The 22,518-nt window shown below is 64.6% G+C and carries 21 protein-coding genes; 6 read left to right on the top strand and 15 right to left on the bottom strand.

Going from position 1 to position 22,518, the window contains the following annotated elements; translation table 11 throughout:
• Positions 1-56 precede the first annotated feature (56 nt).
• Positions 57-1,571 carry an aldehyde dehydrogenase family protein gene (locus tag EN852_RS00880; protein WP_127874544.1) on the top strand — a complete coding sequence of 505 codons (1,515 nt, stop codon included), beginning with the start codon at positions 57-59 and terminating at the stop codon, positions 1,569-1,571.
• A 50-nt stretch (positions 1,572-1,621) separates the two neighbouring features.
• Here EN852_RS00880 and ugpC read toward each other — a convergent pair whose 3' ends face one another.
• The 6 genes from ugpC to EN852_RS00850 form a co-directional block, all read right to left on the bottom strand.
• A complete protein-coding gene (ugpC, locus tag EN852_RS00875; RefSeq protein ID WP_127864369.1) occupies positions 1,622-2,698 on the bottom strand; it encodes a sn-glycerol-3-phosphate ABC transporter ATP-binding protein UgpC in 1,077 nt (358 codons plus the stop codon).
• Entirely contained in the window at positions 2,685-3,623 is a 939-nt protein-coding gene (locus EN852_RS00870; protein WP_127874543.1) for a PfkB family carbohydrate kinase, read from the bottom strand. Before EN852_RS00870 ends, ugpC begins: the two co-directional genes overlap by 14 nt.
• Complete coding sequence (locus EN852_RS00865; RefSeq protein ID WP_189545683.1) at positions 3,623-4,645, bottom strand: SIS domain-containing protein; 1,023 nt, start codon at positions 4,643-4,645, stop codon at positions 3,623-3,625. The genes EN852_RS00870 and EN852_RS00865 overlap by 1 nt, the downstream gene beginning before the upstream one ends.
• A complete protein-coding gene (locus tag EN852_RS00860; RefSeq protein ID WP_127864370.1) occupies positions 4,642-5,487 on the bottom strand; it encodes a carbohydrate ABC transporter permease in 846 nt (281 codons plus the stop codon). Before EN852_RS00860 ends, EN852_RS00865 begins: the two co-directional genes overlap by 4 nt.
• On the bottom strand, positions 5,487-6,371 hold the full coding sequence (locus EN852_RS00855) for a sugar ABC transporter permease (protein WP_127874541.1): 885 nt from the start codon (positions 6,369-6,371) through the stop codon (positions 5,487-5,489). Before EN852_RS00855 ends, EN852_RS00860 begins: the two co-directional genes overlap by 1 nt.
• 86 nt (positions 6,372-6,457) lie before the next feature.
• Complete coding sequence (locus tag EN852_RS00850; RefSeq protein ID WP_127874540.1) at positions 6,458-7,696, bottom strand: extracellular solute-binding protein; 1,239 nt, start codon at positions 7,694-7,696, stop codon at positions 6,458-6,460.
• A gap of 221 nt (positions 7,697-7,917) precedes the next feature.
• On the opposite strand from EN852_RS00850, the gene EN852_RS00845 reads away from it, so the two are divergent.
• A complete protein-coding gene (locus EN852_RS00845; protein ID WP_127874539.1) occupies positions 7,918-9,120 on the top strand; it encodes an ROK family transcriptional regulator in 1,203 nt (400 codons plus the stop codon).
• Between the two features lie 14 nt (positions 9,121-9,134).
• Here the strand turns inward: EN852_RS00845 and EN852_RS00840 are convergent, their stop codons facing one another.
• Positions 9,135-9,989, bottom strand: coding sequence for a hypothetical protein (locus EN852_RS00840; protein ID WP_127874538.1), 855 nt, complete (start codon positions 9,987-9,989; stop codon positions 9,135-9,137).
• A gap of 116 nt (positions 9,990-10,105) precedes the next feature.
• Complete coding sequence (locus EN852_RS00835; RefSeq protein WP_127874537.1) at positions 10,106-10,972, bottom strand: hypothetical protein; 867 nt, start codon at positions 10,970-10,972, stop codon at positions 10,106-10,108.
• Between the two features lie 387 nt (positions 10,973-11,359).
• On the opposite strand from EN852_RS00835, the gene EN852_RS00830 reads away from it, so the two are divergent.
• The 3 genes from EN852_RS00830 (at position 11,360) to EN852_RS00820 (ending at position 13,926) form a co-directional block, all read left to right on the top strand.
• The gene (locus EN852_RS00830) at positions 11,360-12,193 is read left to right on the top strand and encodes a GNAT family N-acetyltransferase (protein WP_127874536.1); all 834 of its coding nucleotides are present in this window, start codon (positions 11,360-11,362) and stop codon (positions 12,191-12,193) included.
• A gap of 126 nt (positions 12,194-12,319) precedes the next feature.
• Complete coding sequence (locus EN852_RS00825) at positions 12,320-13,090, top strand: SDR family oxidoreductase (RefSeq protein ID WP_127874535.1); 771 nt, start codon at positions 12,320-12,322, stop codon at positions 13,088-13,090.
• An 80-nt stretch (positions 13,091-13,170) separates the two neighbouring features.
• Positions 13,171-13,926, top strand: coding sequence for an SDR family NAD(P)-dependent oxidoreductase (locus EN852_RS00820; RefSeq protein ID WP_246694133.1), 756 nt, complete (start codon positions 13,171-13,173; stop codon positions 13,924-13,926).
• Between the two features lie 319 nt (positions 13,927-14,245).
• On the opposite strand, the gene EN852_RS00810 is transcribed toward EN852_RS00820, so the two are convergent.
• The 3 genes from EN852_RS00810 to EN852_RS00800 all read right to left on the bottom strand — a co-directional run bounded on the left by EN852_RS00810 (position 14,246) and on the right by EN852_RS00800 (position 17,366).
• On the bottom strand, positions 14,246-15,061 hold the full coding sequence (locus tag EN852_RS00810) for an oxidoreductase (RefSeq protein WP_127874533.1): 816 nt from the start codon (positions 15,059-15,061) through the stop codon (positions 14,246-14,248).
• 54 nt (positions 15,062-15,115) lie between these two features.
• Positions 15,116-16,414 (bottom strand): beta-ketoacyl-ACP synthase II, encoded by a 1,299-nt coding sequence (fabF, locus tag EN852_RS00805; RefSeq protein WP_127874532.1) that lies wholly within the window; start codon positions 16,412-16,414, stop codon positions 15,116-15,118.
• Between the two features lie 349 nt (positions 16,415-16,763).
• On the bottom strand, positions 16,764-17,366 hold the full coding sequence (locus EN852_RS00800) for a TetR/AcrR family transcriptional regulator (RefSeq protein ID WP_127874923.1): 603 nt from the start codon (positions 17,364-17,366) through the stop codon (positions 16,764-16,766).
• Positions 17,367-17,719: 353 nt separating this feature from the next.
• Between EN852_RS00800 and EN852_RS00795 the strand changes: the two genes are divergently transcribed.
• Positions 17,720-19,024, top strand: coding sequence for an RsmB/NOP family class I SAM-dependent RNA methyltransferase (locus tag EN852_RS00795; RefSeq protein ID WP_210238210.1), 1,305 nt, complete (start codon positions 17,720-17,722; stop codon positions 19,022-19,024).
• 140 nt (positions 19,025-19,164) lie between these two features.
• Here the strand turns inward: EN852_RS00795 and EN852_RS00790 are convergent, their stop codons facing one another.
• The 4 genes from EN852_RS00790 to EN852_RS00775 all read right to left on the bottom strand — a co-directional run bounded on the left by EN852_RS00790 (position 19,165) and on the right by EN852_RS00775 (position 22,469).
• The gene (locus EN852_RS00790) at positions 19,165-19,491 is read right to left on the bottom strand and encodes a MocE family 2Fe-2S type ferredoxin (RefSeq protein ID WP_127874530.1); all 327 of its coding nucleotides are present in this window, start codon (positions 19,489-19,491) and stop codon (positions 19,165-19,167) included.
• A gap of 89 nt (positions 19,492-19,580) precedes the next feature.
• Entirely contained in the window at positions 19,581-20,591 is a 1,011-nt protein-coding gene (locus tag EN852_RS00785; RefSeq protein WP_127874529.1) for a sterol desaturase family protein, read from the bottom strand.
• A gap of 7 nt (positions 20,592-20,598) precedes the next feature.
• On the bottom strand, positions 20,599-21,390 hold the full coding sequence (locus EN852_RS00780) for a 3-methyl-2-oxobutanoate hydroxymethyltransferase (protein ID WP_127874528.1): 792 nt from the start codon (positions 21,388-21,390) through the stop codon (positions 20,599-20,601).
• 74 nt (positions 21,391-21,464) lie between these two features.
• Positions 21,465-22,469 (bottom strand): LacI family DNA-binding transcriptional regulator, encoded by a 1,005-nt coding sequence (locus EN852_RS00775; RefSeq protein ID WP_127874527.1) that lies wholly within the window; start codon positions 22,467-22,469, stop codon positions 21,465-21,467.
• Between the last annotated feature and the right edge of the window lie 49 nt (positions 22,470-22,518).

Here is a 22,518-nt window from a genome sequence, read left to right as displayed (position 1 = left end):
ATGGCGCATGGCTTCTATGCCCGTCCCATGAGAGGCGGGATCTGAAAGGAACAAAAATGACATTGGCGAAGGAAACGGCCTCACTTCTTGAGAAACTCGGAGTCGCCAAGGAGGCGCTGTCAGGCGGCGACCTCATCGTGCGCAGCCCAGTGACGGGCGAGCAGATCGCGGCGCTGAAGCAGATTTCGGCCGCCGACGCTGGCAAGGCCATCGATGCCGCTCACAAGGCCTTCCAAGCCTGGCGGCTGGTGCCGGGTCCGAAGCGCGGCGAGTTGGTGCGCCTGCTCGGCGAGGAATTGCGCGCGCATAAGGACGAGCTCGGCCGGCTGGTGTCGATCGAGGTCGGCAAAATCCCGTCCGAGGGTCTGGGCGAAGTGCAGGAAATGATCGACATCTGCGATTTCGCCGTCGGCCTTTCCCGCCAGCTCTACGGCCTCACCATCGCCACCGAGCGTCCCGGGCATCGCATGATGGAGACCTGGCATCCGCTCGGCGTCGTCGGCGTGATCTCGGCCTTCAACTTCCCGGTCGCGGTGTGGTCATGGAATGCGGCGATCGCCTTCGTCTGCGGCGATGCGGTAGTGTGGAAGCCGTCGGAAAAGACGCCGCTGACCGCGCTTGCCTGCGAAGCGATCTTCAAGCGTGCCGCGAAGCGTTTTGGCGCCGATGCGCCGGCAGGTCTGCTGCAGGTACTGATCGGCGACCGTGTCGCTGGCGAGGTGCTGGTCGACCATCCGAAGGTGCCGCTGGTCTCGGCCACCGGCTCGACCCGCATGGGCCGCGAGGTCGGTCCGAGACTCGCCAAGCGCTTCGCCCGCGCGGTGCTTGAGCTCGGCGGCAACAATGCAGGCATCGTGACGCCCACCGCCGATCTCGATATGGCGCTGCGCGCCATCGCCTTCGGCGCCATGGGCACCGCCGGCCAGCGCTGCACGACGCTCAGGCGCCTGTTCGTGCATGACAGCGTCTACGACGCGCTCCTGCCGCGGCTGAAAAAGGCCTATGAGACCGTTTCGGTCGGCAATCCGCTGGAAGGCAAGGCGCTGGTTGGTCCGCTGATCGACAAGGCCGCTTTCGACAACATGCAGAAGGCGCTGAAGGAGGCCGAGGCGCATGGCGGCAAGGTGACCGGCGGCGCGCGCGTGGAGAACGGTCATCCGGACGCCTACTATGTGCATCCGGCGCTGGTCGAAATGCCTAGCCAAGTCTCGCCGGTGACGGAAGAGACCTTCGCGCCGATCCTCTATGTGATGAAATATTCCGATTTCGACGAGGCGCTCGAATTGCACAATGCGGTCGGCGCCGGCCTGTCGTCGTCTATCTTCACGCGCGACCTGCAGGAATCGGAACGCTTCCTCGGCGTTGACGGCTCGGATTGCGGTATCGCCAATGTCAACATCGGCACCTCCGGCGCCGAGATCGGCGGGGCGTTCGGCGGCGAGAAAGAAACCGGCGGCGGCCGCGAGAGCGGTTCGGACGCCTGGAAGGCCTATATGCGCCGCGCCACCAACACGGTGAATTTTTCCAAGGCGCTGCCGCTCGCGCAAGGCGTGTCGTTCGACATCGATTGAAACAATTGAGCGGTTCGGCTTGGAGAAGCCGAACCGCTCGCTATTGCTCCTCAGAAAGCCTTGCCGGTCGCCGGGTCGAACAGGCGCAGCGCGTCTTCGTCGAACACAAACGCGCATGGCTGGCCCTTCTCAACGCGGGCCTGCGGCGGCAGGGCTGCCGTCAGCCTTTGCGCGCCGATCCGGGCGGTGGTGACCTGTTCGGGACCGGTCAGTTCGACGACGTCGATCTCGACTGGCAGCGACAGGTCGGCGCCGCTGCCGGGCCCAAGGCGGAGCGCTTCCGGCCTCACGCCGACAATGACCTGGGCGCCGTCACCGGCTGCGCCTGTGAAGCGTGCCGGCAGCGCCAGACGCGCATCCGTGCCGGCGATGGCGAGCGTGCCGTCCTCGACGGTGGCTTCCAGCATGTTCATCGCCGGCGCGCCGACGAAACCGGCGACATAGAGCGTTGCCGGCTGGTTGTAGATCTCCTGCGGCGTGCCCAGCTGTTCGATGCGGCCGTCGCGCATGACGGCGATGCGGGTCGCCAGCGTCATCGCCTCGATCTGGTCATGGGTGACATAGACGACCGTGGTCTTGAGCATCTCATGCAGGCGCTTCAGCTCGGTGCGCATTTCCAGGCGCAGCTTGGCGTCCAGATTGGAGAGCGGTTCGTCAAACAGGAAGACCTGCGGCTTGCGCACCAGCGCCCGGCCGATGGCGACCCGCTGGCGCTGGCCGCCCGAGAGCTGGCCGGGCTTGCGGTCGAGCAGGGTCTCGATCTGCAGAAGCTTCGCCGCCTCGCGCACCGCCTTGTCGCGCTCGGCGGCGGGCACCTTGCGCATCTCCAGGCCGAAGCCGATGTTGCGGCTGACGGTCAGGTTTGGGTAGAGCGCGTAGGATTGGAAGACCATGGCGATGTCGCGGTTCTTCGGATGCACGCCGAGCACCGACCGGCCGCCGATCAGCACGTCGCCGCTGGTTGCCTCGGCAAGACCCGCGATGATGTTGAGCAAGGTGGACTTGCCGCAGCCGGACGAGCCGAGCAGCACCAGGAACTCGCCGTTTTCGAGCGCGATGTCGATGCCTTTCAGCGTCTCGACGCTGCCGTAACTTTTGCGGACATCGCGGATTTCAAGCGCGCTCATGGTCGGCATCCTCGAATTGGATCTGCCCGCCATAGTCGCGGGGCAAGGTTGAGATGGCGCGCGACGCCACCTTGATGGCGGCGGACAGGCAGTTCTTCAGCGGCCGGCCCTGTGCCAGCGCGGCCAGGAAGGCGGCGTTGAAGACATCGCCGGCGCCGATCGTATCGACCACGGTGACGTGGGGCGCCGGCACTTCAATCAACCCACTATCGGCGCCGATGGCGATCGCGCCGTCGGGCCCGCGCTTGACGACGACCGTCGCGCCATCCTTCATGCCGTCGCGGATCTTGCGCGCGGCCGCTACAGGACTTGCCAGGCCGGCCAATGTCGTCGTCTCGACCTCGTTGAACAGGGCCAGTTCGCAGCGCGACAGCCAGCCACGCGCCCCCGCGCAGTTCGCTTCAGTCCAGCCGTCGATCGGCCATCCGGTGTCGAGCGCGACGGCAATACGATGCGCCTCCGCCCAGTCGAAAAGCGCGCCATAGTCGCGCGTAAGATCGTCGGTAAGGAAGGAGCCGCTGAGCAGCACATAGCCGCCGGCGAGCCGGTTGCCGTCGAGCACCGAAAGCACATCGTCCAGGCTGAAGCGGGGCAGGTGGCCGCGCGTGGTGAAGAAGGTGCGCTCGCCATCGGGATGGGTCATGCCGACCGACAGCGTCGTGCCCTCGGGACGAACCGGCCATTTCTGCGCGCGGGGTCCGAACGCCTCGCGCAGCCAGCGGCCGAACTGGTCGTCGCCAACATTGGCGGCAATCTCGAAGTCGATGCCCAGCGCCTGCCAGGCAAGCGCCGTGTTGCCGGCCTGGCCGCCGACGCGCAGGTCGTCGTGGTCGACGACAGTCTCGGTGCCCGCCTTCGGCCAGGGCGCGACCGGGCCGACGATCAGGTCGACATTGACGTTGCCGATCACCGCAAGCGGCCGCATCATTCGCTCCTGGTGATCTTGGTGGTGCGCACCGGCGTTCCGGCATTCTCGACACGGCTGTCGGCGAAGGCGATCATCAGGCGCTGCGCCACCGGCAGCATGGCAAAGACCGCTGCCAGCCCGGGGGCAGGCTTGAACCTCAATGTAACGGCGCCCGCAATCGGCGGCATGCCCGAGGCGTCGAAGACGATCAGCGGCGCGCCGGTCTCGACGACGGACAGGGCCATCGCGGTGACGAGGTCGGCGGTCGGGTCGTCGCCGCGGAAGAGGACGACGCCGATCTTCGGCCCGAGCATCTCCATCGGCCCATGGCGCAGCTGGCCGCCTTCGAGAGAAAAACAAGGCAGGCGCGACAGTTCGGTGAGGCCGAGCGCCAGGGCTTCAGCTACGCCTTGCAGGCTGCGGCCCGACGTGACCACGGTCGCCACATTGCCGAGAGCTGCAAGCGCCGGATCGATCTCAGCCTTTTCCGGAGTCTTGAGCGCGGCCAGCGCCGCGGCAGGATCCTCGCCGAGCGCGGCCAGGATGGCGAGATGCAGGGCGAAGGTCACCGTCAGGCTGCGGGTCGCGGCGAAGGCGAGTTCGGTGCCGCCGGCGCCGACGAGGCAAGGCACTGTCCGGCCAAGGAACGAGCCGGCCTCCAACGTCAGGCCGAAGGTGTCAGCCTGCGGATTCGTTTCGGCGAACCAGCGCAGCACCTCGGCGCTCTCCCCGGACTGCGAGGTCACGATCACCGTCTTGCCGGCAAGCGGCAATGGCTGTCCGAGCTGTTCCGAAAGCGGCAGCGCGATGGCGTCGATGCCGTGCGCGCGATAGAGCGGCTCGACGGCGCGAGCGACGGCATGCGAGGCGCCCATGCCGAGCAGGAGGAGCCGTCCGGTCTTCCTGATGGAGGCGGCGACCCTGGCGGCTGCCTCGCGATTGCTCTCGAACGAGGCCAGCGCATCCTGATGCTGACGCGCCATCTCGCGGTCGATTGCGAGGAGGCCTGTCGGACGTTGTTTCTTTGCAGTCATCATTATCCTTTCACGCCGCCGCTGGTGAGGCCCGAGATCAGCGCGCGTTGCATGACGAGGCCGATCAGCACCGGCGGCAAGGCCGCGAGCACGCCGGCGGTGGCGATCAATCCGTAGTCGGAGACGCGACCGCCGGCGAGGTCGGCGATGGCGACCGTCAGCGTCTTCGCCCGCTGGTCCGAGGTGAAAAGCAGGGCATAGAAGAATTCGTCCCAGGCCAGCAGCACGGCAAACAGCGCCGATGTCGCCACCACGGGCGCCGCAAGCGGCAAGGTGATGATGCGCCAGGTCTGAAACAGGCCGGCGCCGTCGATCATGGCCGCGGCCTCGATCTCGCGCGGGATGGAATCGAAGCCCGATTTCATCAGCCAGGTGGTGAAGGGCGCCAGGATCGTCAGATAGATCAGCGCCAGGCCAAAGACGTTGTTGAGCAGGCCGAGATGGGAGAGACCCATATAGAGCGGCACCGAGAGCGCCACGGGCGGCAGCATGTAGGTGGCGATCACCATCGACAGCGACCAGCCGACCGACGGCGTGCGCGAGACCGCCCAGCCCGCCGGCACGGCAAGCAGGATCGCGGCAAGCGTCGCCATGCCGGCGACCTCCAGACTGTTGCGCAGCGATGCGGTGAAGGCCGCGCCGGCGCTGTTTTGAGCTGTCGATAGAAGCTGCCCGTAACGGGAGAAGTCTGCAGCCTGCGGCCACCAGCGCAGCGGCTTGGCGGCAAGATCGGCCGCCGGCGAAATGCTCATGACGAAAAGCCAGGCAAGCGGTGCCAGGATGACGGCGGCGAGCAGGATGGCGCAGGCGTAGACGAAGGCGGTGAAGACCGGGCTCTTGCGTTCCATCAGGCAGCGCTCCCCGCAGTCTTTCTCACCAGCGCCGCATAGGCGACGGCGAGCACGGTGACGAGCAAGGTGACGATCAGCGCCAGCGATGCGCCGGAGCCGGCGCGCTGGAAGGAGAAGGCTTCCTGGTAGACCAGGATCGACAGCGAGCGCGTGCTGTTGGCCGGGCCGCCGCGGGTCATCACCCAGATGATGTCGAAGACCTTGAAGGCCTCGATGGTGCGCAGCACCAGCGCCACCATCAGCGGGCCGGCAAGATAGGGCAGGATGACGAAGCGGAAGCGGTTGAACGGCCCGGCGCCGTCGACTAGCGCCGCGGCGGTGATGTCGCGCGGCACGGCCTGCAGGGCGGCCAGCGCGATCAGCGCGACAAGCGGGAAATTCTTCCAGCAGTCGGCAACGATCAGCGCCACAAGCGCCGTGCCCGGCTCGCCTAGCCAGGAGCGATAGTCATCGATGAGATGGAGCTGCGACAGCGCCGCGTTCAGCGCGCCATATTCGGGATTGTAGATCAGCCGCCACAGCGTCGCGTTGACAACGGTGGGCAGTGCCCAGGGCAGGATCATCAGTCCGCGCAGCACGGCGCGGCCGCGGAATTCCTGATTGAGCAGGAGGGCCGCGAGCACGCCGAGCACCATTTCGGCGGCGACCGAGACAACTGCGAACCAGGTGGTGGTCGAGAGCGTGCGGGTGAAATTCGAGCTGGTCAGCATTTTGGTGTAGTTGTCGAAGCCGACATAGTTGCCCGCCGTGCCGACCAGTTGGGCGTCGGTGAAGGAAAGCCTGACCGTATCGACCAATGGCCAGCCGATGACGGCGACCATGATCACCAGCAGCGGCAGCATCAACAGCCACGCGCGAGTCGTCATCCAGGTGCCTGACATCAGAGGCGCCTCTTTCCCTTCATTCGGTCAGAAACAGCACGGGCGGCACTCTTCCCATGAGGCCGCCCGCGTCGAGGAACGTCAGATCAGAGGCCGCTGTTTTCGGCGGCGGTCTTGAGCGCGTCTTCCGGCGTCGTCTGGCCGAGCAGCGATTCCTGGATGGCCTGCTGCAGAGCGGTCGACAGCTGCTGGTATTTCGGTGTGGTCGGGCGCGGGTACATGGCGGCGAGGCCCAGCTTGGCGGTGGCGATCAGCTCTTCCTGGCCCTTGGTGACGGCCGGGTCGTCGTAAGACGAGGCCCAGATCGGCAGTGAGAGCTTGGCATACTGGTTCTGCGTCGCCTGCGAGGTCATGAACTCGATGTACTTCCAGGCCTCGTCCGGATGCTTCGAGACAGCGGTGACGCCGAGGCCCATCGAACCGTTGACGGCCGAGACCTCGCTGGTGCCGGCAACGCCTGGCGCCGGCACGACGCCGACCTTGCCGGCGACCTTCGAGTCCTTCGGATCGTTGGCCATGTTGTACATGTAGGTCCAGTTCAGCGCGAAGGCGGCGTCGCCGTTCTCGAACACCTTGCGGACATCCTCTTCGAGGAATTCCTTGGAATTCGGGTTGGTGAGGCCGGACTTGTAGCTATCGACCATGTATTTCAGCGCCGATGCGCCGCCGCCATTCTGGAAGTCCGGCTTGCCGTCCTTGAGGAAGTCGCCGCCATAAGCGCTTACCAGCGTGGTGTAGTCGCAGATCACGGCTTCGGCCTGTGCCCAGCTCCAGGCGATCGGCGTCTTCAGCAAGCCTTTGTCCTGGATGATCTTGGCCTGCTCGCCAAGCTCTTCCCAGGTCTTCGGCGGCGCCTTGATGCCGGCCTTTTCCAGGATCTCCTTGTTGTAGAACAGATATTTGGTGTCAAGGATCCACGGCATGCCGTAGTATTTGCCGTCATACTGGACGGTGGTCCAGGCGCCCGGCAGCACGCCCTTCTTCATGTCGTCGGTGATCTTCGAGGAGACGTCGACCAGCACCTTGTTGGTCGCATATTCGGCCGGCCAGATGACGTCGAACAGCACCACGTCATAGCCGCCGCCCGACCCTTGAGCGAGCACGGTCTTGTCATGCAGGCCTTCATAGGGAACGAATTCGAGGTTCACCTTGATGTCCGGATTGGCCTTGGTGAAGGCCTCGGTCATGGCGCGCACATCCGCCTCGCTATAGGCGGCCTGCGCCATGAAGAGCGCGTTCAATGTGGTCTCGGCGAAGGCGTGCGGGACGAACAGTCCGCCAACGAACACCGCGCCCAGAAGTGTCTTACCGATCGATTTCAGCATTTGTCTTTCTCCCATTTTCGACAGCTGCGAGCAGGCGGCAGAGGCTTTACCGCTTCCTCGAATGTGCATCGCGCGTGACCGGATTGCCGGAACGGTTGGGCGGCGAGGGCTTTGAGCCATGCCGTCTTTTTCTCGAAACCGTCCGAACATCACCATTAAGTCAATTCGCTTGACTTAATTAGTCGATCAATCCTTTAATGGAGTCAAGAGGGGAAACGACGGTGCACGACATCAACCCGATCCGGGCCAAGAGCGGTACCAACCAGGAAGGTACCAGCGCGCACAACCGCCGCGTCATGATCGAGGCGCTGCGGCTCAACGGCGCGCTGTCGCGTGCCGACCTGGCGCGGGCAACACAGCTCACCAAGCAGGCGGTTTCCAACATCATCGAGGATCTCGAGCGGGACGGCTTGGTCGTGGCGCTGGATGCGGTGCGCAAGGGCAGGGGCCAGCCTTTCACGCCCTACCGGCTGGTGCCCGAAGGCGCCTTTGCCATCGGGTTGCAGATAGACCGGCATCTGACGCGCGTCGTGGTGGTCGACCTCGTGGGCAAGGTCATCGCGCGCGCCGAGGCAGGTCTGCCGCTCGACGAGCCGTCAGCCGGCGTCAAGATCATCCTCGGCCTGGTCGACCGCGTCAGGCGCGAGCTGGCTTCCTCTTTCGCACAGTCCGAACGGCGGCTGGTCGGCCTTGGCGTCGCGATGCCAGGGCCGTTCGGGCTGAAGGAATCCGACGACAAATGGATGATGCCTGCCTGGCAGCAATTCCCGCTGCTCGAGACGCTTGCCGCCGGCACCGGACTGAATGTCGGGATGCAGAACGACGCGGCGGCCTGTGCAACGGCGGAGCGCATCGTCGGCGCCGCGCATGGCGTCGATCACGCCGTCTGCCTGTATGTCGGCTACGGCATCGCCGCCGGGCTGATTCTCAACGGCGAGCTCTACAATGGCGGCAACGGCAATGCCGGCGAGATCGGCAGGGCGCTGCTGTCGCCGGCCGGTCCAGGCTCGATGCCGTTGGAGCATCGCGCCTCGCTTGCCTCGCTCTACCAGCATCTCGGCCTCGACCCCGCCGAGAGGGGGCTTTACGAGACGCTCGGCGCGCTGGCGCTGCAGCGAGACCCGCGGGTCATGAGCTGGGTCGAAAGAGCCGCGTCCGACCTGCGCTGGAGCGTGCATCTGATCGAAACGATCTTCGATCCGCAAACCGTCATCCTCACCAGCACCGCGCCCGAGGCGCTGGCCAGGCTTCTGCTTCAGGCCATGCACCCGCTGCTGCCGTCGATCGCGGACCGGCCCACCCGCCGCCTGCCGCGGCTGCAGCTCGGCACCACCGATCCCTGGGCGATCGCCGTGGGCGCCGCGGCCGAGCCGATCAGCCGGGCCTTCGATCCGCGCTTTTCAGCCATCCTGAAGGCCGGATAGAAAGCGGCATACGCTCAACTGGCCGTGCTCGCGGCGAAGGCTGCGTCGATGATGGCAAGCTTGACCGCCTGCGCGGTGATGTATTCGCCGTAGAATTCCTTCGAGATCCACATGACGGAATGACCGCGCTGCCCGAGCCAGCCGACGCTGCCGAGCGCCTCGGCGTCGCGCAGCTTGCGCGCAAGATGGGTACGCGACAGCTTCAGCCATCTAGCGAAATCGCCGATCGACAGCACGCCGGTCGGGATGCGCTCCTGGCCGGCATTCAGCGGGTCGACGCCGGCGATCAGCCAATCCATGACGACGCCGCCATTGTTGAGCCATGTGAACAGCGAAAAAGTCTGTTGCGGCTCCCGCACCGGCACCGAGGAGATCAGCCCGTCCGCGATCAGCGGCTGCAACCGCGCCAGCATTTGCGGCCTTGCCTGGAACGTTTCCAGCCGGTTCGCGCCGTCAAGAGCATCAAGCGTGCTCAGATGCATATGGATCCAGCCGATCAACGGCTCCAGGGTTATGGCGGGCAGGTGCAGGGGGCGAATGCGGCCGTCGTCGGCCGTTGGCCCGACTTCGACGAAATTATAGTGCTGCATTTCCTTGATGAAGGCATGGGCGGTGTTTCGGCTTGCCACCGCATGCTGAACGGTGACGTCGACGAAACGCGCGGCGGTCAGTTCCTTCCGGTAGTCGCTGGGATCCCTGCGGAAATGCAGGGCAAGACCGATATGCGCCATCAACCAGCGCTGCTGGGTGGCAAAGACCGAGGACGCGCGCGGGTTTCCTTCATAGGCCTGCTGCATCGCCCGGGCCTGTGCCTGGACGGCGGCATGCAGCGCCGGATGACCGACAATGTCTTCGAAGTTCAGCGCCATCCCCCCAGACTCGGCCAAATATCGCAATATGCGATGCGGATAGCAGTTTTGGCCGGCGCCTGCCAGCGCAACCAGCGGTATTTGTCGGCTGGGTCCGGGAAGCGACCGTTGCGCCGTCAGCTCTCGTCCGCCTGGGACAAACTACCCTCGAAAGCCATGTCGACGACGGCGAGCTTGGACGCCTGCACCGCCATGTACTCGTCGAAGAACTGGCGTGAAACCCACATGACGGAATGACCGCGCTGGCCGACCCAGCCGATGCTGCCAAGCGCCTCGCCATCGTTGAGTTTCCGCGCCAAGTGGGTGCGCGACAGCTTCAGCCAGTGCGCGAATTCACTGACCGAGATGACGCTGGTCGGTATCCTGTCGAGATGAACGTCCTCCGGATCGATACCGGACATCAGCCAGTCCATGACGATGCCGCCATTGTTCAGCCAGATAAACAACGAGAAAGTCCGCCCAGGCTCCCGCACGCCCTCGCTGGCCAGCAGTCCGTCGGCGATGAGCGGCTGCAGCCTGGACAGCATCCCGGGTCGATCGAGGAAAGTCGTCAGCCGGTTTCCGCCGTCTATGCGGTCGAGCGTCCTCAGATGCGCGTGGATCCAGCCGGTGAAGGTTTCGATGGTGCCCTCGGTGACCCGCATGGGGTGGGCGCGGCCGTCGCCGCTGGCCGAAACATACTCGGCGATGTTGTAGCGCAGCATCTCCTTGACGAAGGCTTCGGCGGTATTGCGGCTGGCCACGGAATGGCGTCGCACGACCTCGATGAACCGCGCCATTGTCATTTCGGTGCGGCGGTCATTGGGGTCGCGCCGGAAATGCAGAGCCAGGCCGACATGAGCGAGCAGCCAGCGCTGCTGGGTGGCGAAGACGGCGGCCAGCCGCGGGGTCGTTTCGAAGACATGGATGAGTGCGCGCGACTGTTCCTGCACACTGCGAAGCGCTGCCGGATGACGGACGATCTCTGCGGCACTCAGCGGCATTTCCTGCGGTACTCCATGCGATTCCACGCAACGACAAATGAAGATTCCCGATCTTCGCCGGTTGTGTCCAGTTGCCTATTGGAACAACGAACGATCATGCGGCGCGTTTGTTGCTAACTCTTTGCATCGGTTCGTTAAACCCGTCCCAATAATAGTCCGGCCCGCGGCCCTGCGTTGAATTGACGAGTCCCGTCAAGCAGGCATAGGTTCCGCGCCATCGGGGGTGCGGGGAGCGCTTTCCCGGAAAGAAGAAACAAGGACAGGGTCTGGCGCCCGATGCGCGGCATCGGCGGTGGCACTGAAGTTCTCGTGTGGACTTTGCGGCGTGGAAGCGGCTACCTATCCTGATGCCTTGACGCCGTTTGCCGAGGCCGCCCGGGTGAAATGATGCCGAGAACAATCCTGACACTGACCGCCAGCGAAGTGGAAACGCTCGTCGACTGGGCGGCTGGAGAGGGCTGGAACCCAGGCATCGGCGATGCCGCGGCGTTCAGGACAGCCGATCCCGACGGTTTCATCGGCGCTTTCGTCGGCCAAGAGATGGTGGCCGGCATTTCGGCCGTCGCATACGGCCCGGGTTTCGGCTTCATCGGCCTCTATATCTGCCGGCCCGACCGGCGTGGCGAAGGCCATGGCAAGGCGGTCTGGGATGCCGGCATGGCACGCCTCGGCAACCGCATCATCGGTCTCGACGGGGTGGCCGAGCAGCGGGCCAACTACCAGCGCATGGGCTTCGTGCCCGTCTATGAGACCGTCCGCTACAGCGGTCGCGCCGCCGGTTTGCCAGGGGGTGGCGAAATACGGCCAGCGACGGCCGGCGACATGGCAGGGATACTTGCCTATGATCGCCAGTGCTTCCCGGCGCCCCGGGAAGCCTTCCTCGGTGAGTGGCTGCGGCAGCCCCGGATTGCGCTGCTTTGTGGCGGCTCGGCCGGCATTGCCGGCTACGGCGCGGCCCGCCGATGCCGGGAAGGCTTCAAGGTCGGGCCGCTGTTCGCCGACAGGACGGACCTTGCCCTGGCATTGCTGGCGGACCTCGCGGGCCGGATCGGCAACGAGGTACTGCATGTCGACGTACCGGCCAGCCAGGTTCAATTCACCGCCATGCTTCAGGCCGCCGGCATGATGCCGGGCTTTGCGACGACACGCATGTACAAGGGCGGCAAACCCGGCAATGCCCCGTCGACGGTTTTCGGCATCACGACGCTCGAGTTGGGATGATCGGGGGCCGGCGGAACTGCTGAGGTCATTGTTTTGCCTGGCTGGTCCATGCGACAGGGCCCCATGACGTGATTTAGGAACATGGTTTGCCTTTGCCGGGCGCTGCGTGGCGTGGAGGTTTATCGAATGGTTGGCAGGACGGTTCTGATCGCCGGTGGCGCCGGGGGCATGGGGCTTGCGACGGGACTGCGCCTCGCGGCCGACGGCGAGCGGATCGCGCTTGCCGATCTTCCCGGCGCCAAGCTCGACGCAGCCGTGGCCAAGATTGTCGCGACCGGAGCGGATGCGGTCGGCTTGCCGCTCGACATCCGTTCCGTCGCTGCCTGCCGCGACGTGGTGGCCAAGGCCAGGGACTGGGGCGGCGCCATAGACATCCTCGTCAACGCCGCCGGCATCTGGCTCGAGGGGCCGGCGAGCGGGGTCCAGGAAGATCAGTGGGACCTGGTGCTGGACGTCAATCTCAAGGGAGCGTTCTTCCTGATCTCGGCGGCTGTCCCCCATCTGTCGGCGGCGCAAGGCGTGATCGTCAACATCGCGTCCGATGCCGGCCTCGTCGGCAACAATGGCGCGGCCGTCTATTGCGCCTCGAAGGGCGGGCTGGTTCTGCTGACCAAGGCTCTCGCCCTGGAACTCGCCCCGCAAGGCATCAGGATCAACGCCGTTTGCCCCGGCGATACGGCGACGCCGATGATCGAATATCAAGCCAGGACCTATGGCGGGGACGATCCCGACGGCTACAAGCGCCGGCTTCTCGGGCACTATCCGCAAGGGGACAAGGCAAGGTTCATTCAGGTAGAAGAGATTGCATCCTTCATCCACTATCTGTGCCAGCCGGGCGCGGCGCCGATCACCGGGGCCGCGCTTTCGATCGATTTCGGCGTCAGCGCCGGCTATTGAAAAAAGCCTGGGCGGTTTCATCGCGGGTATGACTGCCCGCGTCGGCATGCCGGCATTCCAATCGTGGAGAGGAAATGATCGTGTTCCGCAAGTCCCGCAGGGCGCTGGTGACAGGCGCGGGCGCTGCCGATGGCATCGGCATCGCGACCGCGCGGGCGCTGGGCGAGGCCGGCCTTTCGGTCGTCATCACCGCTTCGTCCGCGCGCGTCGAGCAGCGGGCCGGGGAACTGCGGGCGGAGGGGCTCGATGTCCGCGCCGTTGTGGCCGACCTGACGCTTTCGGGCGATGTCGAGCGCTTGTGCTCGCAGGCCGGCGAGATCGACGTCCTCGTCAACAATGCCGGGATGGGGACTGTCGGCCAGCCGGCGCTGCAGCGGCGGTTTCTCGATCTCAGCGAAAGCGACTGGGACCGCGGAATCGACGTCAGCCTGAAAACCGCGTTCTTGAGCACGCGCGGATTTCTCGCCGGCATGGTGCGGCGCGGCCATGGGCGCGTCGTCAACATGGCCTCAGTGACCGGGCCTTACGTCTCCAACGAAGGCGAGGCCGCCTATTCCGCGGCCAAGGCCGGCATGATCGGGCTGACGCATACGCTTGCGCTGGAGGTCGGACGCAGCGGCGTCACGGTCAACGCGGTCGCGCCGGGCTGGATCGCCACGGGAGCCTCGACGCCGGAGGAACTTGCCGCCGCCCGCAACACGCCGCTCGGCCGCGCTGGCAGCCCCGCGGAAGTCGCGGCCGCCGTGCTGTTCCTGGCATCCGACGGAGCGAGCTACGTCAACGGCGCCATCCTCGTGGTGGATGGCGGCAACATCCTGCAGGAACGCAAGGGATAAGCGCGGGGACGCGAAAGCTAGAAACGTGGGGCGATGTTAGCGGGGGTGCTACCGACTTTCCCCACACCGATCAGATCGAGGGTTCCGCTCAGCTGTCGATCTTGGGCTTCGGTAATCACGCAGTCACCGCCCGGTTGCGGGCCACGATTTCGTCGTGGCTCAGCTTACCGCTGGCTGCCATGAATTCCCTGAGAAGGGCGTCACGATTACTGGCAGCGCGAGACCACTTCGCCGACTGCAGCGCCGATTTCAGCTCGTCTGCCGTCAGCTCCGTGCAATAGGCCGGAGTGCCGGGTTGCTGGCGCGAACCAATACCCTCTCACACGGGCAGCTCGAGCTGCTTTCGCAGGCTTTTGTCAAACGCGGATGCGGGGACGAAACGGCGCAGGAAGCTGACCTGGCGCGCCATTTTTCCCGCCGCATAGCGCCTCTTCGGAGTGGGATCGGTCGCAGCCGCCAAAACGGTGTTGGCTACGACTTCGGGCGTATCGCCTTTTTCCATAGCCTTCCGCACGGCTGCATTCATGCTTGCGCGTGCAGTGTCATAGATATCAAGCAGCCGGTCCGGCTTGGCGAGATTGTCTTCGAACGACGTACGGGTATAAGCCGGCTCGACCAACGCGACGCGAATTCCGAACGGTCTCAGTTCGTGGTCAAGCGATTCGGAATAGCCTTCGACGGCATGTTTGGTCGACGAATAAAGCGCGAAATAAGGAGCTGGGATGAACCCCTGCACCGAGCTCAAGTTTATGATTCTTCCGCTCCGTTGACGGCGCATTGTCGGCAGTACCGCGTTGATCATCCGGATGACGCCGAACACGTTCACGTCGAACAAAGCCTGAGCCTGCGCGGTCGAGGATTCCTCCGCGCCGCCAAGGAGGCCCATGCCGGCATTGTTGACGAGCAGGTCGATGTGCCCCGCCTCGGCCAGCACCTCGTCGACCAGCTTCGCCACGGACGCGTCGTCGGTCACGTCGCAGGTCAGCATGGTAATGCCATCGGATTTCTTGGAAGCTGCGCGGCGGGTGGTTCCGAACACACGAAAGCCCGCATTCTGCAGGACCTTGGCGGTCACATGCCCGATGCCGGAGGATGCTCCTGTAACGATGGCGACGCCCGGATTGCTCTTGTTCATGGAGATCACATTCTCTGGTTTTGGTTGGAGAAGCGGGAAGTCCGGAGGGAAGCGTCAGTCATGAGCGACTCGACCGTTCACGCCGCTTGCGTCCCAGCGGCGAAACAGCGCGCTGGCGTTGACGCCTCCGAAGCCGAAGCCGTTGGCGATCGCATAATCCATCTCCATCGGCCGCGCCCGATTGGCGACGAAATCTATCCCGTCGCCTGCCGGATCTGGGGCGCTCAGATTGAGGGTAGGCGGTGCCACCTGATTCCTGAGCGCCAGGATCGTGAAGATCGCGCCAAGCCCGCCGGCGGCGCCGAGCAGGTGTCCGGTCGCCGATTTCGTTCCGCTGACGGCTATCGAGAAATCCGTGCCGAACACGCTCTTGATCGCTTCGATTTCTCCCAGGTCGCCCACCGGCGTGGAGGTTGCATGGGCATTGAGATGACGGACCTCGCGCGGCGAAATCCCTGCCTGGGCGATTGCGATCTCCATGGCCCGGCGCGCGCCATCGCCGTCCTCGGGGCCGGAAGTGACGTGGTGCGCATCCGCCGTCGTTCCGTAGCCGACGACCTCGGCGAGCGGTGTGGCGCCGCGCGCAAGCGCATGGCTCAATTCCTCGATGACCAGGATGCCGGCGCCTTCGCCCATGACGAAGCCGTCGCGCGACATGTCGAACGGACGGGAGGCCTGATCGGGACGGTGGTTGAAGGAGGTCGAAAGCGAGCGTGCGGCAGCAAAGCCGCCCAGACTGACCACGTTCATGCAAGCTTCAGTGCCGCCGCACACGGCGATGTCGGCTTCATCGGCGCGGATGATGCGAGCGGCATCGCCGATTGCCTGAATGCCGGCGGCGCACGCCGTCACCGGTGCGCCGATCTGGCCTTTGAAGCCATAACGAATCGATATGTGGCCGGCCGCGAGATTCACCAGGAACGAGGGCACCGTGAACGGCGAAAGACGCCGAACACCGCGCTGGTCGACTGTCCGCACCGCCTCGGTTATGGCCGGAAAACCACCGACACCTGAAGCGATAATCGTCGCGGTGCGAACCCGATCGCTCTCCGAGCCTGGCTTCCATCTCGCCTGGGCCAGCGCCTCTTCCGCCGCCGCCAAAGCGAAGAGAATGAACCGGTCGATCCTGCGCTGGTCCTTCGGAGCCACGAAGGCATTGGCGTCGAGACCGGCCTCGGGATCGTCTTCCAGAGAGGGAACCACGCCGCCGATCTTCGCGGGCAAATCTCCCACGACCTCGTCGGTAAGCCTCCGGATGCCCGAGCGGCCGGCCAGAAGGCGCGACCAGGACGTTTCGACATTGGCGGCAAGGGGCGTGACCGCCCCCGTGCCCGTAACAACAATCCGCCGCATCTATTGTCCTTTCGATTCCAGCACTCCTCCGATGCCAACCGGCGTGGCTCGGGGCTGGCGCGGCGCCGGCATCCAGCCGAGCTGGATGACCGTTTCGTCGCTCAGAGTGAAAACCACCGAAAAGTCCGAAGTCGAAGATGTGAGCGTCACGGCTGCCTCGCCCTTATGCGCAACTCGGAGACTTGCGCTTCGAGACCCCTGACGCGCCTTTCGAGGAGATCCAGTTCGGTGGTCTCGATCGCTTCCTCAAACCGGTGCAGTTCTTCCAGCCAGTGGCGCCAAGACGCGCCAGAAAATAGCCACCGAAAATTCGGTCGAATCCCTCGTCTCTTGGTTGGGGAAGCCATCGTCATTGGGGCATTTCCCATTGGCGATCAGCGGTCAGCCCTGCGTGTATGCTCTCGGCTGCCGCTTGCAGAAACTGCTTCGACAGCTGCTTGTCGTTGACGGCTCGCGAAAGGACGACCGCACCGACCATCGTCGAGAGAATGGCCATGGCCGCTCCGCCGGGATCCTCGCCGTGGGCATCGCCAACCCACCCACAGAGCAGCCCGAGGTATTCCCTGATCCCGGCTTCGAAAGATGCTTTCACGTCGCTGCCCTGCCTGGCAGCATCCGAGCCCAGCGCCACGACCGGGCAGCCGTCCATCCTTTCTTCGCGATGTCCGACGCTGAGGTAGAACGCGATCACAGCACCAAGCGGGTCCTTGGGACTTTTCGCGGCCGCGTCCGACCATCGACGGAATGCGTGCTGAAGTGCCCGCCTGGACGCCAGTGCCTCCAAGTCCTCCTTTGACGCGAATTGCTTGTAAAAGGCGCCCTGGGTCAGCCCGGCACCTTTCATCAGATCCTTGAGGCCGATGCCATCAAAGCCGTGTTCCCGGAAAAGGCGGCTTGCCACATCGATCACCGTCTCCCGGTTTTCCGCAGCCTGAGTGCGACTTACGCGCATCATCGATCTCCGTTTTAGATTTCATTCGTAATCTATATCGAGTATAGAGTTCGAACGCAATCTATTTCGATGTGAGGGTATAGGCATGAAAAAGAGACCCGTAATTGTGCTGGGCATTCTGATCGCAGGGTCAGGGCGCTGGCATTCGTGACCTTTGGCAGCCGCCGTCATGCGAATCGACGAGACCGATCTCGGCAAAGCGCAACGTCAACGGCGCCGTCCTCGTCGTGGATGGCGGTAACGGCGGGCGCGAACAATGGTCAGGAGCGGTTCTGTCGACTATACAGGCGTTTTTCGAGCCTGATCGCCGTTCCGTGAACCCTGCCGCCCGCCTGCAAGCCACAATCGAACTTATGCATGAAGTCGACAGCGTCGCGCGTCCGGCGGATGCTGTCGTCTCGGCCTGGTTTCGATCCCGGCGCTATATCCACGACAGCGACCGTGGTCGGATTTTAGAGTTGCTCTATGCGCTTCTGCGACACCATGCACGGCTCGGCTGGTGGCTGGGCAGGCATGGGCGCGAGGACAGGCCCCGCAACCGCCTGCTCGCGTGGCTGACGCTGAAGGAAGGCGAGACGCCCGGTCAGATCAAGCGCCTGTTCGACGGGGCGAAATTCGCGCCTGCCATGCTGACGGATCACGAGCACGCGCTGCTGGTCAAATTGCGGGGATGCACGATCGACCATCCCGGCATGCCGGAAGAGGTGCGCCTTGAATGTCCGTCCTGGGCGGCCGATCCGCTGCGGCGCCGTTTCAAGGAAGCGTTCGGCCAGGAGATGGCCGCGCTTCTGACTCCGGCGCCGCTTGACCTGCGCGTCAATCTGATCAAGTCGACGCGCGAGGCCATGCTTGGCGCGTTGAAGGATCTCGGCTTGCAGGCGCAGGCATCGGCCCTGGCTCCTTACGGCATTCGTGTGCATGAGCGCCCGTCGCTGGCGAGCCTGCCGATGCTTAAGAACGGTGAGGTCGAGATCCAGGACGAGGGCTCGCAGCTTGTCGCCATGCTGGTCGATGCCCGGCCGGGCGAGCGCGTGGTCGATTTCTGCGCCGGAGCCGGCGGCAAGACGCTGGCCATCGCCGCGCAGATGAACAACAAGGGCCATGTTGTCGCCTGCGATGTCATGGAAGGCCGTTTGAAGCGCGGTGCCGAGCGCTTCCGGCAAGCGGGATTGCACAATATCGAGACGCGGCTCCTGGCCGGCGAAACGGATCGCTGGATCAAGCGCCACAAGGGCGGTTTCGATCGCGTGCTGGTGGATGCGCCATGCAGCGGCACCGGCACATGGCGCCGCAATCCCGATGCACGCTGGCGCGCAGAGGAGGAACAGGGTCTGGACAAGCTCGTGTCGTTGCAAGCCCGGATTCTGGCGAGCGCGGCGCGCCTGGTGAAGCCCGGCGGACGGCTGGTCTACGCAACATGCTCCCTAATGTCCGAGGAGAATGAGGACCAGGTGGCCGCTTTCCTCGCGGCGCAACCCGCTTTTCGTGCTGTGCCGCTGCGCGAGGCCGCGCCGCACCTGACGAATTCAGCCCATGCCGACTATCTGTCGCTGACGCCCGCGCGCCACGACACCGACGGCTTCTTTGCCGCCGTGATGCAGCGAGAAGGCCTGCTCCCAGGCGGGGCCGCCCATAGCCATTCGCGATCCATTTCCTGAATGACCCATTCGAATGGGGCCGATAGCGGGTCGGCGGCTTTGAGGCATAATAGCCAGAAGCGGACGATGGGGCACCCCGCTTGCCTACCTATGAACTGACCCAAAGCGGTCAGGCGCAGGTCGATCGGTCCGCGAAGTCTTCAGACAGTTGCCACCGGCATCGCAACCAGGACCGAGCCGCCTTCCACCTTCGCAGGATAGGTCCGCAGATTTATGCAGGGCGGCAGGCGCTTGGCGGCACCGGTGCGGTAGTCGAAGGCGCCGGCATGTTTCGGGCATTCGACCTCGTAGTCCATGACCAGCCCATCGGCGATGTGCACCGCCTCATGCGTGCAAAGCCCGTCGGTGCAGAACACCTCGTCGTCTGGCGACCGGAAGACGGCGTAGGTCCGGCCCCCATGATCGAAGCGGCGCGCGCCTTCCTGTTCGATGTCGTCGAGGCCGCAAGCCCTGATCCAATTGGTCATTTTTTCCCATCCGTCAAATTCGATCGAGGCGCAGCTCCGCATAGCCTTCTTAGCCGCCCGGGCCTCGCACGCGGCTGTGCGTGCAGATGTCATTTGATGGCCGCCGCGTTGGCGCGTGCCTTCTTCCTCTCGTAGCGGGCCTGCATGAGGGCCTCGCCTTCCTTGCTGCCGTCGTGGAAGGTGCCGAACCAGCGGTCGAACGGAATCAAGCCGTCGCCGTAGTTCACCTCGAAATATCTGTGGTGGAGGTAATGGATATAGGCGTGGCTATCGATGCCGGCGCCTTCGGTAAGCTCGATCTTGTCGAAGCCGACATGGCCGGGAATGGCGCCGAAGCCGGCATAATGGAGCTGGTAAAGCGCCAGGAGCGGGTTCGACGGGATGATCAGGTGCCAGAAAGCGACGCCGAGATAGCCGAGCTGCTCCACCGGGTGCATCGACAGCGACGACCAGGGGGACGGGTTGACCGAATTGTGGTGCACCGAATGCACCCATTTGTAGAGGGGGCCCCAATGGATCGCCCGGTGCAGCAGGAAGAAATGCGTCTCGTGGATGATCGGCACCACCAGCGCCAGGCAGAACAGGTAAACCGGATGCTCTGCGAAGGTCAGCCACGGCACATAGCCATTGGCGTAAGCGTAGAGGATCGCCACTTCGATCGCCGTCCAGATCGGCATGCCGGTGCCGAAGGTCCGCAGCATGTTGTCGATGTTCTGGTTCTGGAAGAAGAAGGCCTTGTTCTTCTGCTCCGACGGCCATTTGCCGTTGTATTTGAATCGGGTGCCCTGGGCTCTCAGAATGTAGAGTCGAAACTCGAAGGCGCCAAAAAAGACGAGCAGCGCCACGCTGTTGACAATGAACAGGCGCAGGACCCAGCCGGCAGAGAGCATCTTCATCATCTCGACGTCGGGCAGCACGTAGCGCCACCAGACGACGGCCGTGAGCGCGAAGAGCAGATTGTAGGGCAGGAAATAGCTCGGCAGCCATTTCAGCACCGCCAGCGGGCGTGGCGGGAAGACGAAGAGCGGCGCGGTGCCGGCCGGTTCGTTCGGAGCCCAATCACCCCTTTTGTTGCGCGTGCCGTATTGCAGGTCTTCCATGGTGGCCTCACAGAGACTGAGAGAGGGTGAGGAAGCGGTCGTAGGCGGCATCGTCCATGTCCACCTGGTGCTTCGCTTCGGGATAGCTGCCTTCGGCGACGTCGCGGCCGAAGGCGCGGAAGGCACTGATGCGCTTTTCCTGCAGCTCGGCCTCCAGCGTGACAAAGTCGGCATAGCGCTTGGCGTGGCGCGGATAGTGGCCGGTGTGGGTACCCAGCACATCGCAGGAGAACAGGTATTGCGTGTCGCAGGCGCTGCCGCAGCCCATGCCCATGGTGATCAGCGGCGTCGAGCGAGTGATGTGGTCGGCAAGACGCACCGGCACGACCTCGACCTCGATGCAGGCGGCGCCCGCATTCTCGAGGTCCTTCGCCGCGCGCAGTACGTTGAGCGCTTCCTCGGCGGTGCGGCCGATGGCGCGGAAATTCGTCCAGGTGGCGCGGTTAGGCACCAGGCCGACGTGGCCGGTGACGGGAATGCCTTCCGCCGCCATGGCCTCAATGAAGCGCGGCGAGTGTGATGAATAGACCGCATCGGCGCCGCGCTTCATCATAGCGAAGCCCAGCCGCACAGCCCCCTCAGGCGAGGCGACCGCGCCATGCGGCATGCCGACGGAGAGGAACGCGTAAGGTGCCGCCCGTCGGATGGCTTCCAGATTGTGATCGGGCTCGCAGGAGAGGATGACGATATCGCAGGCCGCTGCGGCAGCGGCTTCAGCCGGCGTGTCGACATGCAGCTGCAGCCACTTTCTGCTGCCTTTGGCGCTCTGCAGGTCGTAGGCCGTCAGCCGTCTCGCCACCGATGATCCTCCCGTTTCGCGAGGAGATAACACCGCGCCCCGGCGGGCGCCGCTTGTTCCTTGATCAAATCAGATCAAAGGTTCTCGGCGGTGAAGGTGATGAAGCGGATCGGAGGGTTCTCGACCGGCAGGTCATGCAGATTGAGCGCGGCGAGCACCAGGTCAATGGCGCGGCGTGCCTGCGCTTCTGGCGCCTGGTCGAGCACGACATCCATCGTGCCCTCGCGCAAGGCCTTGGTGCTGCGCTCGGTGAGCTCATGGCCGACGAAGAAGATATCGCGGTTTCTGCCCTGCTTGCGCAGCACCTCGTTCAGTGCGGTGTTGCCGCCGCCGGCATTGTAAAGGCCGGCGAGGTCAGGCCAGCGCTTCAACGCCTCGTGCAACTGCTCGGCATTGCGGTCGCCGTCGTCGAAGCCGAACAAAGCAGCGATCGGCTCGAGGTCCCGCCCCTCCTCGATCAGATAATCGAAGAAGCCGCGCACGCGGTCGCGGTGGACGCGGTAGATCTGACTATGGCAGATCGCGATCACCTTGCCTGGCCGGCGCTGCATCTTGGCCATGAGCAGCCCGGCCACGCGGCCAGCGGCGTAATTGTCGATGCCGACATAGGTGCTCTTGGTACGGGAGATCTGGGTGACGATCTGCACCGTCGGGATGTTCTCAGCCTCGAGTTTCCGCAAGGCGTCGCTGACCAGCGGATGGTCGGGCACGGCGAGAATGAGCGCCGCGCGGCGCAAATCGGGTTCCAGGATGCGTTTGGCGATCGCCGCCGGCTTCGCCTCGTCGAGAAAGGTACGGTGCACGGCAATCGAGCGGTCGAGCGTCGCGGCGATGCGCTCGAAGGCACCGGAAAGACGGGCGAAGAAGGTCGCGTCCGGCCTGACCAGGATCACCTCGATGCGAATGACGCCGCGATGCGCCTCCGGCAGCCGGCGCGGATAATCGAGCGAACGCGCCGCCGCCACCACCTTCTCGACGGTCTGCGGCCGAACCCCGCCCCTGCCGTTCAGCACGCGCTCGACCGTGGCCGTGCCGACCCCGGCGCGGCGCGCAATCTCTAGGAAGGTGGGCTTAGGAATGTTGATCCTCCGCTGGCTGTACGCCGGAGGCTAGCCAGCCGCACATGCT

The sequence above is a fragment of the Mesorhizobium sp. M2E.F.Ca.ET.209.01.1.1 genome (assembly GCF_004010375.2).
GTDB lineage: Bacteria > Pseudomonadota > Alphaproteobacteria > Rhizobiales > Rhizobiaceae > Mesorhizobium.
This window is presented reverse-complemented; position numbering and strand designations above follow the sequence as displayed.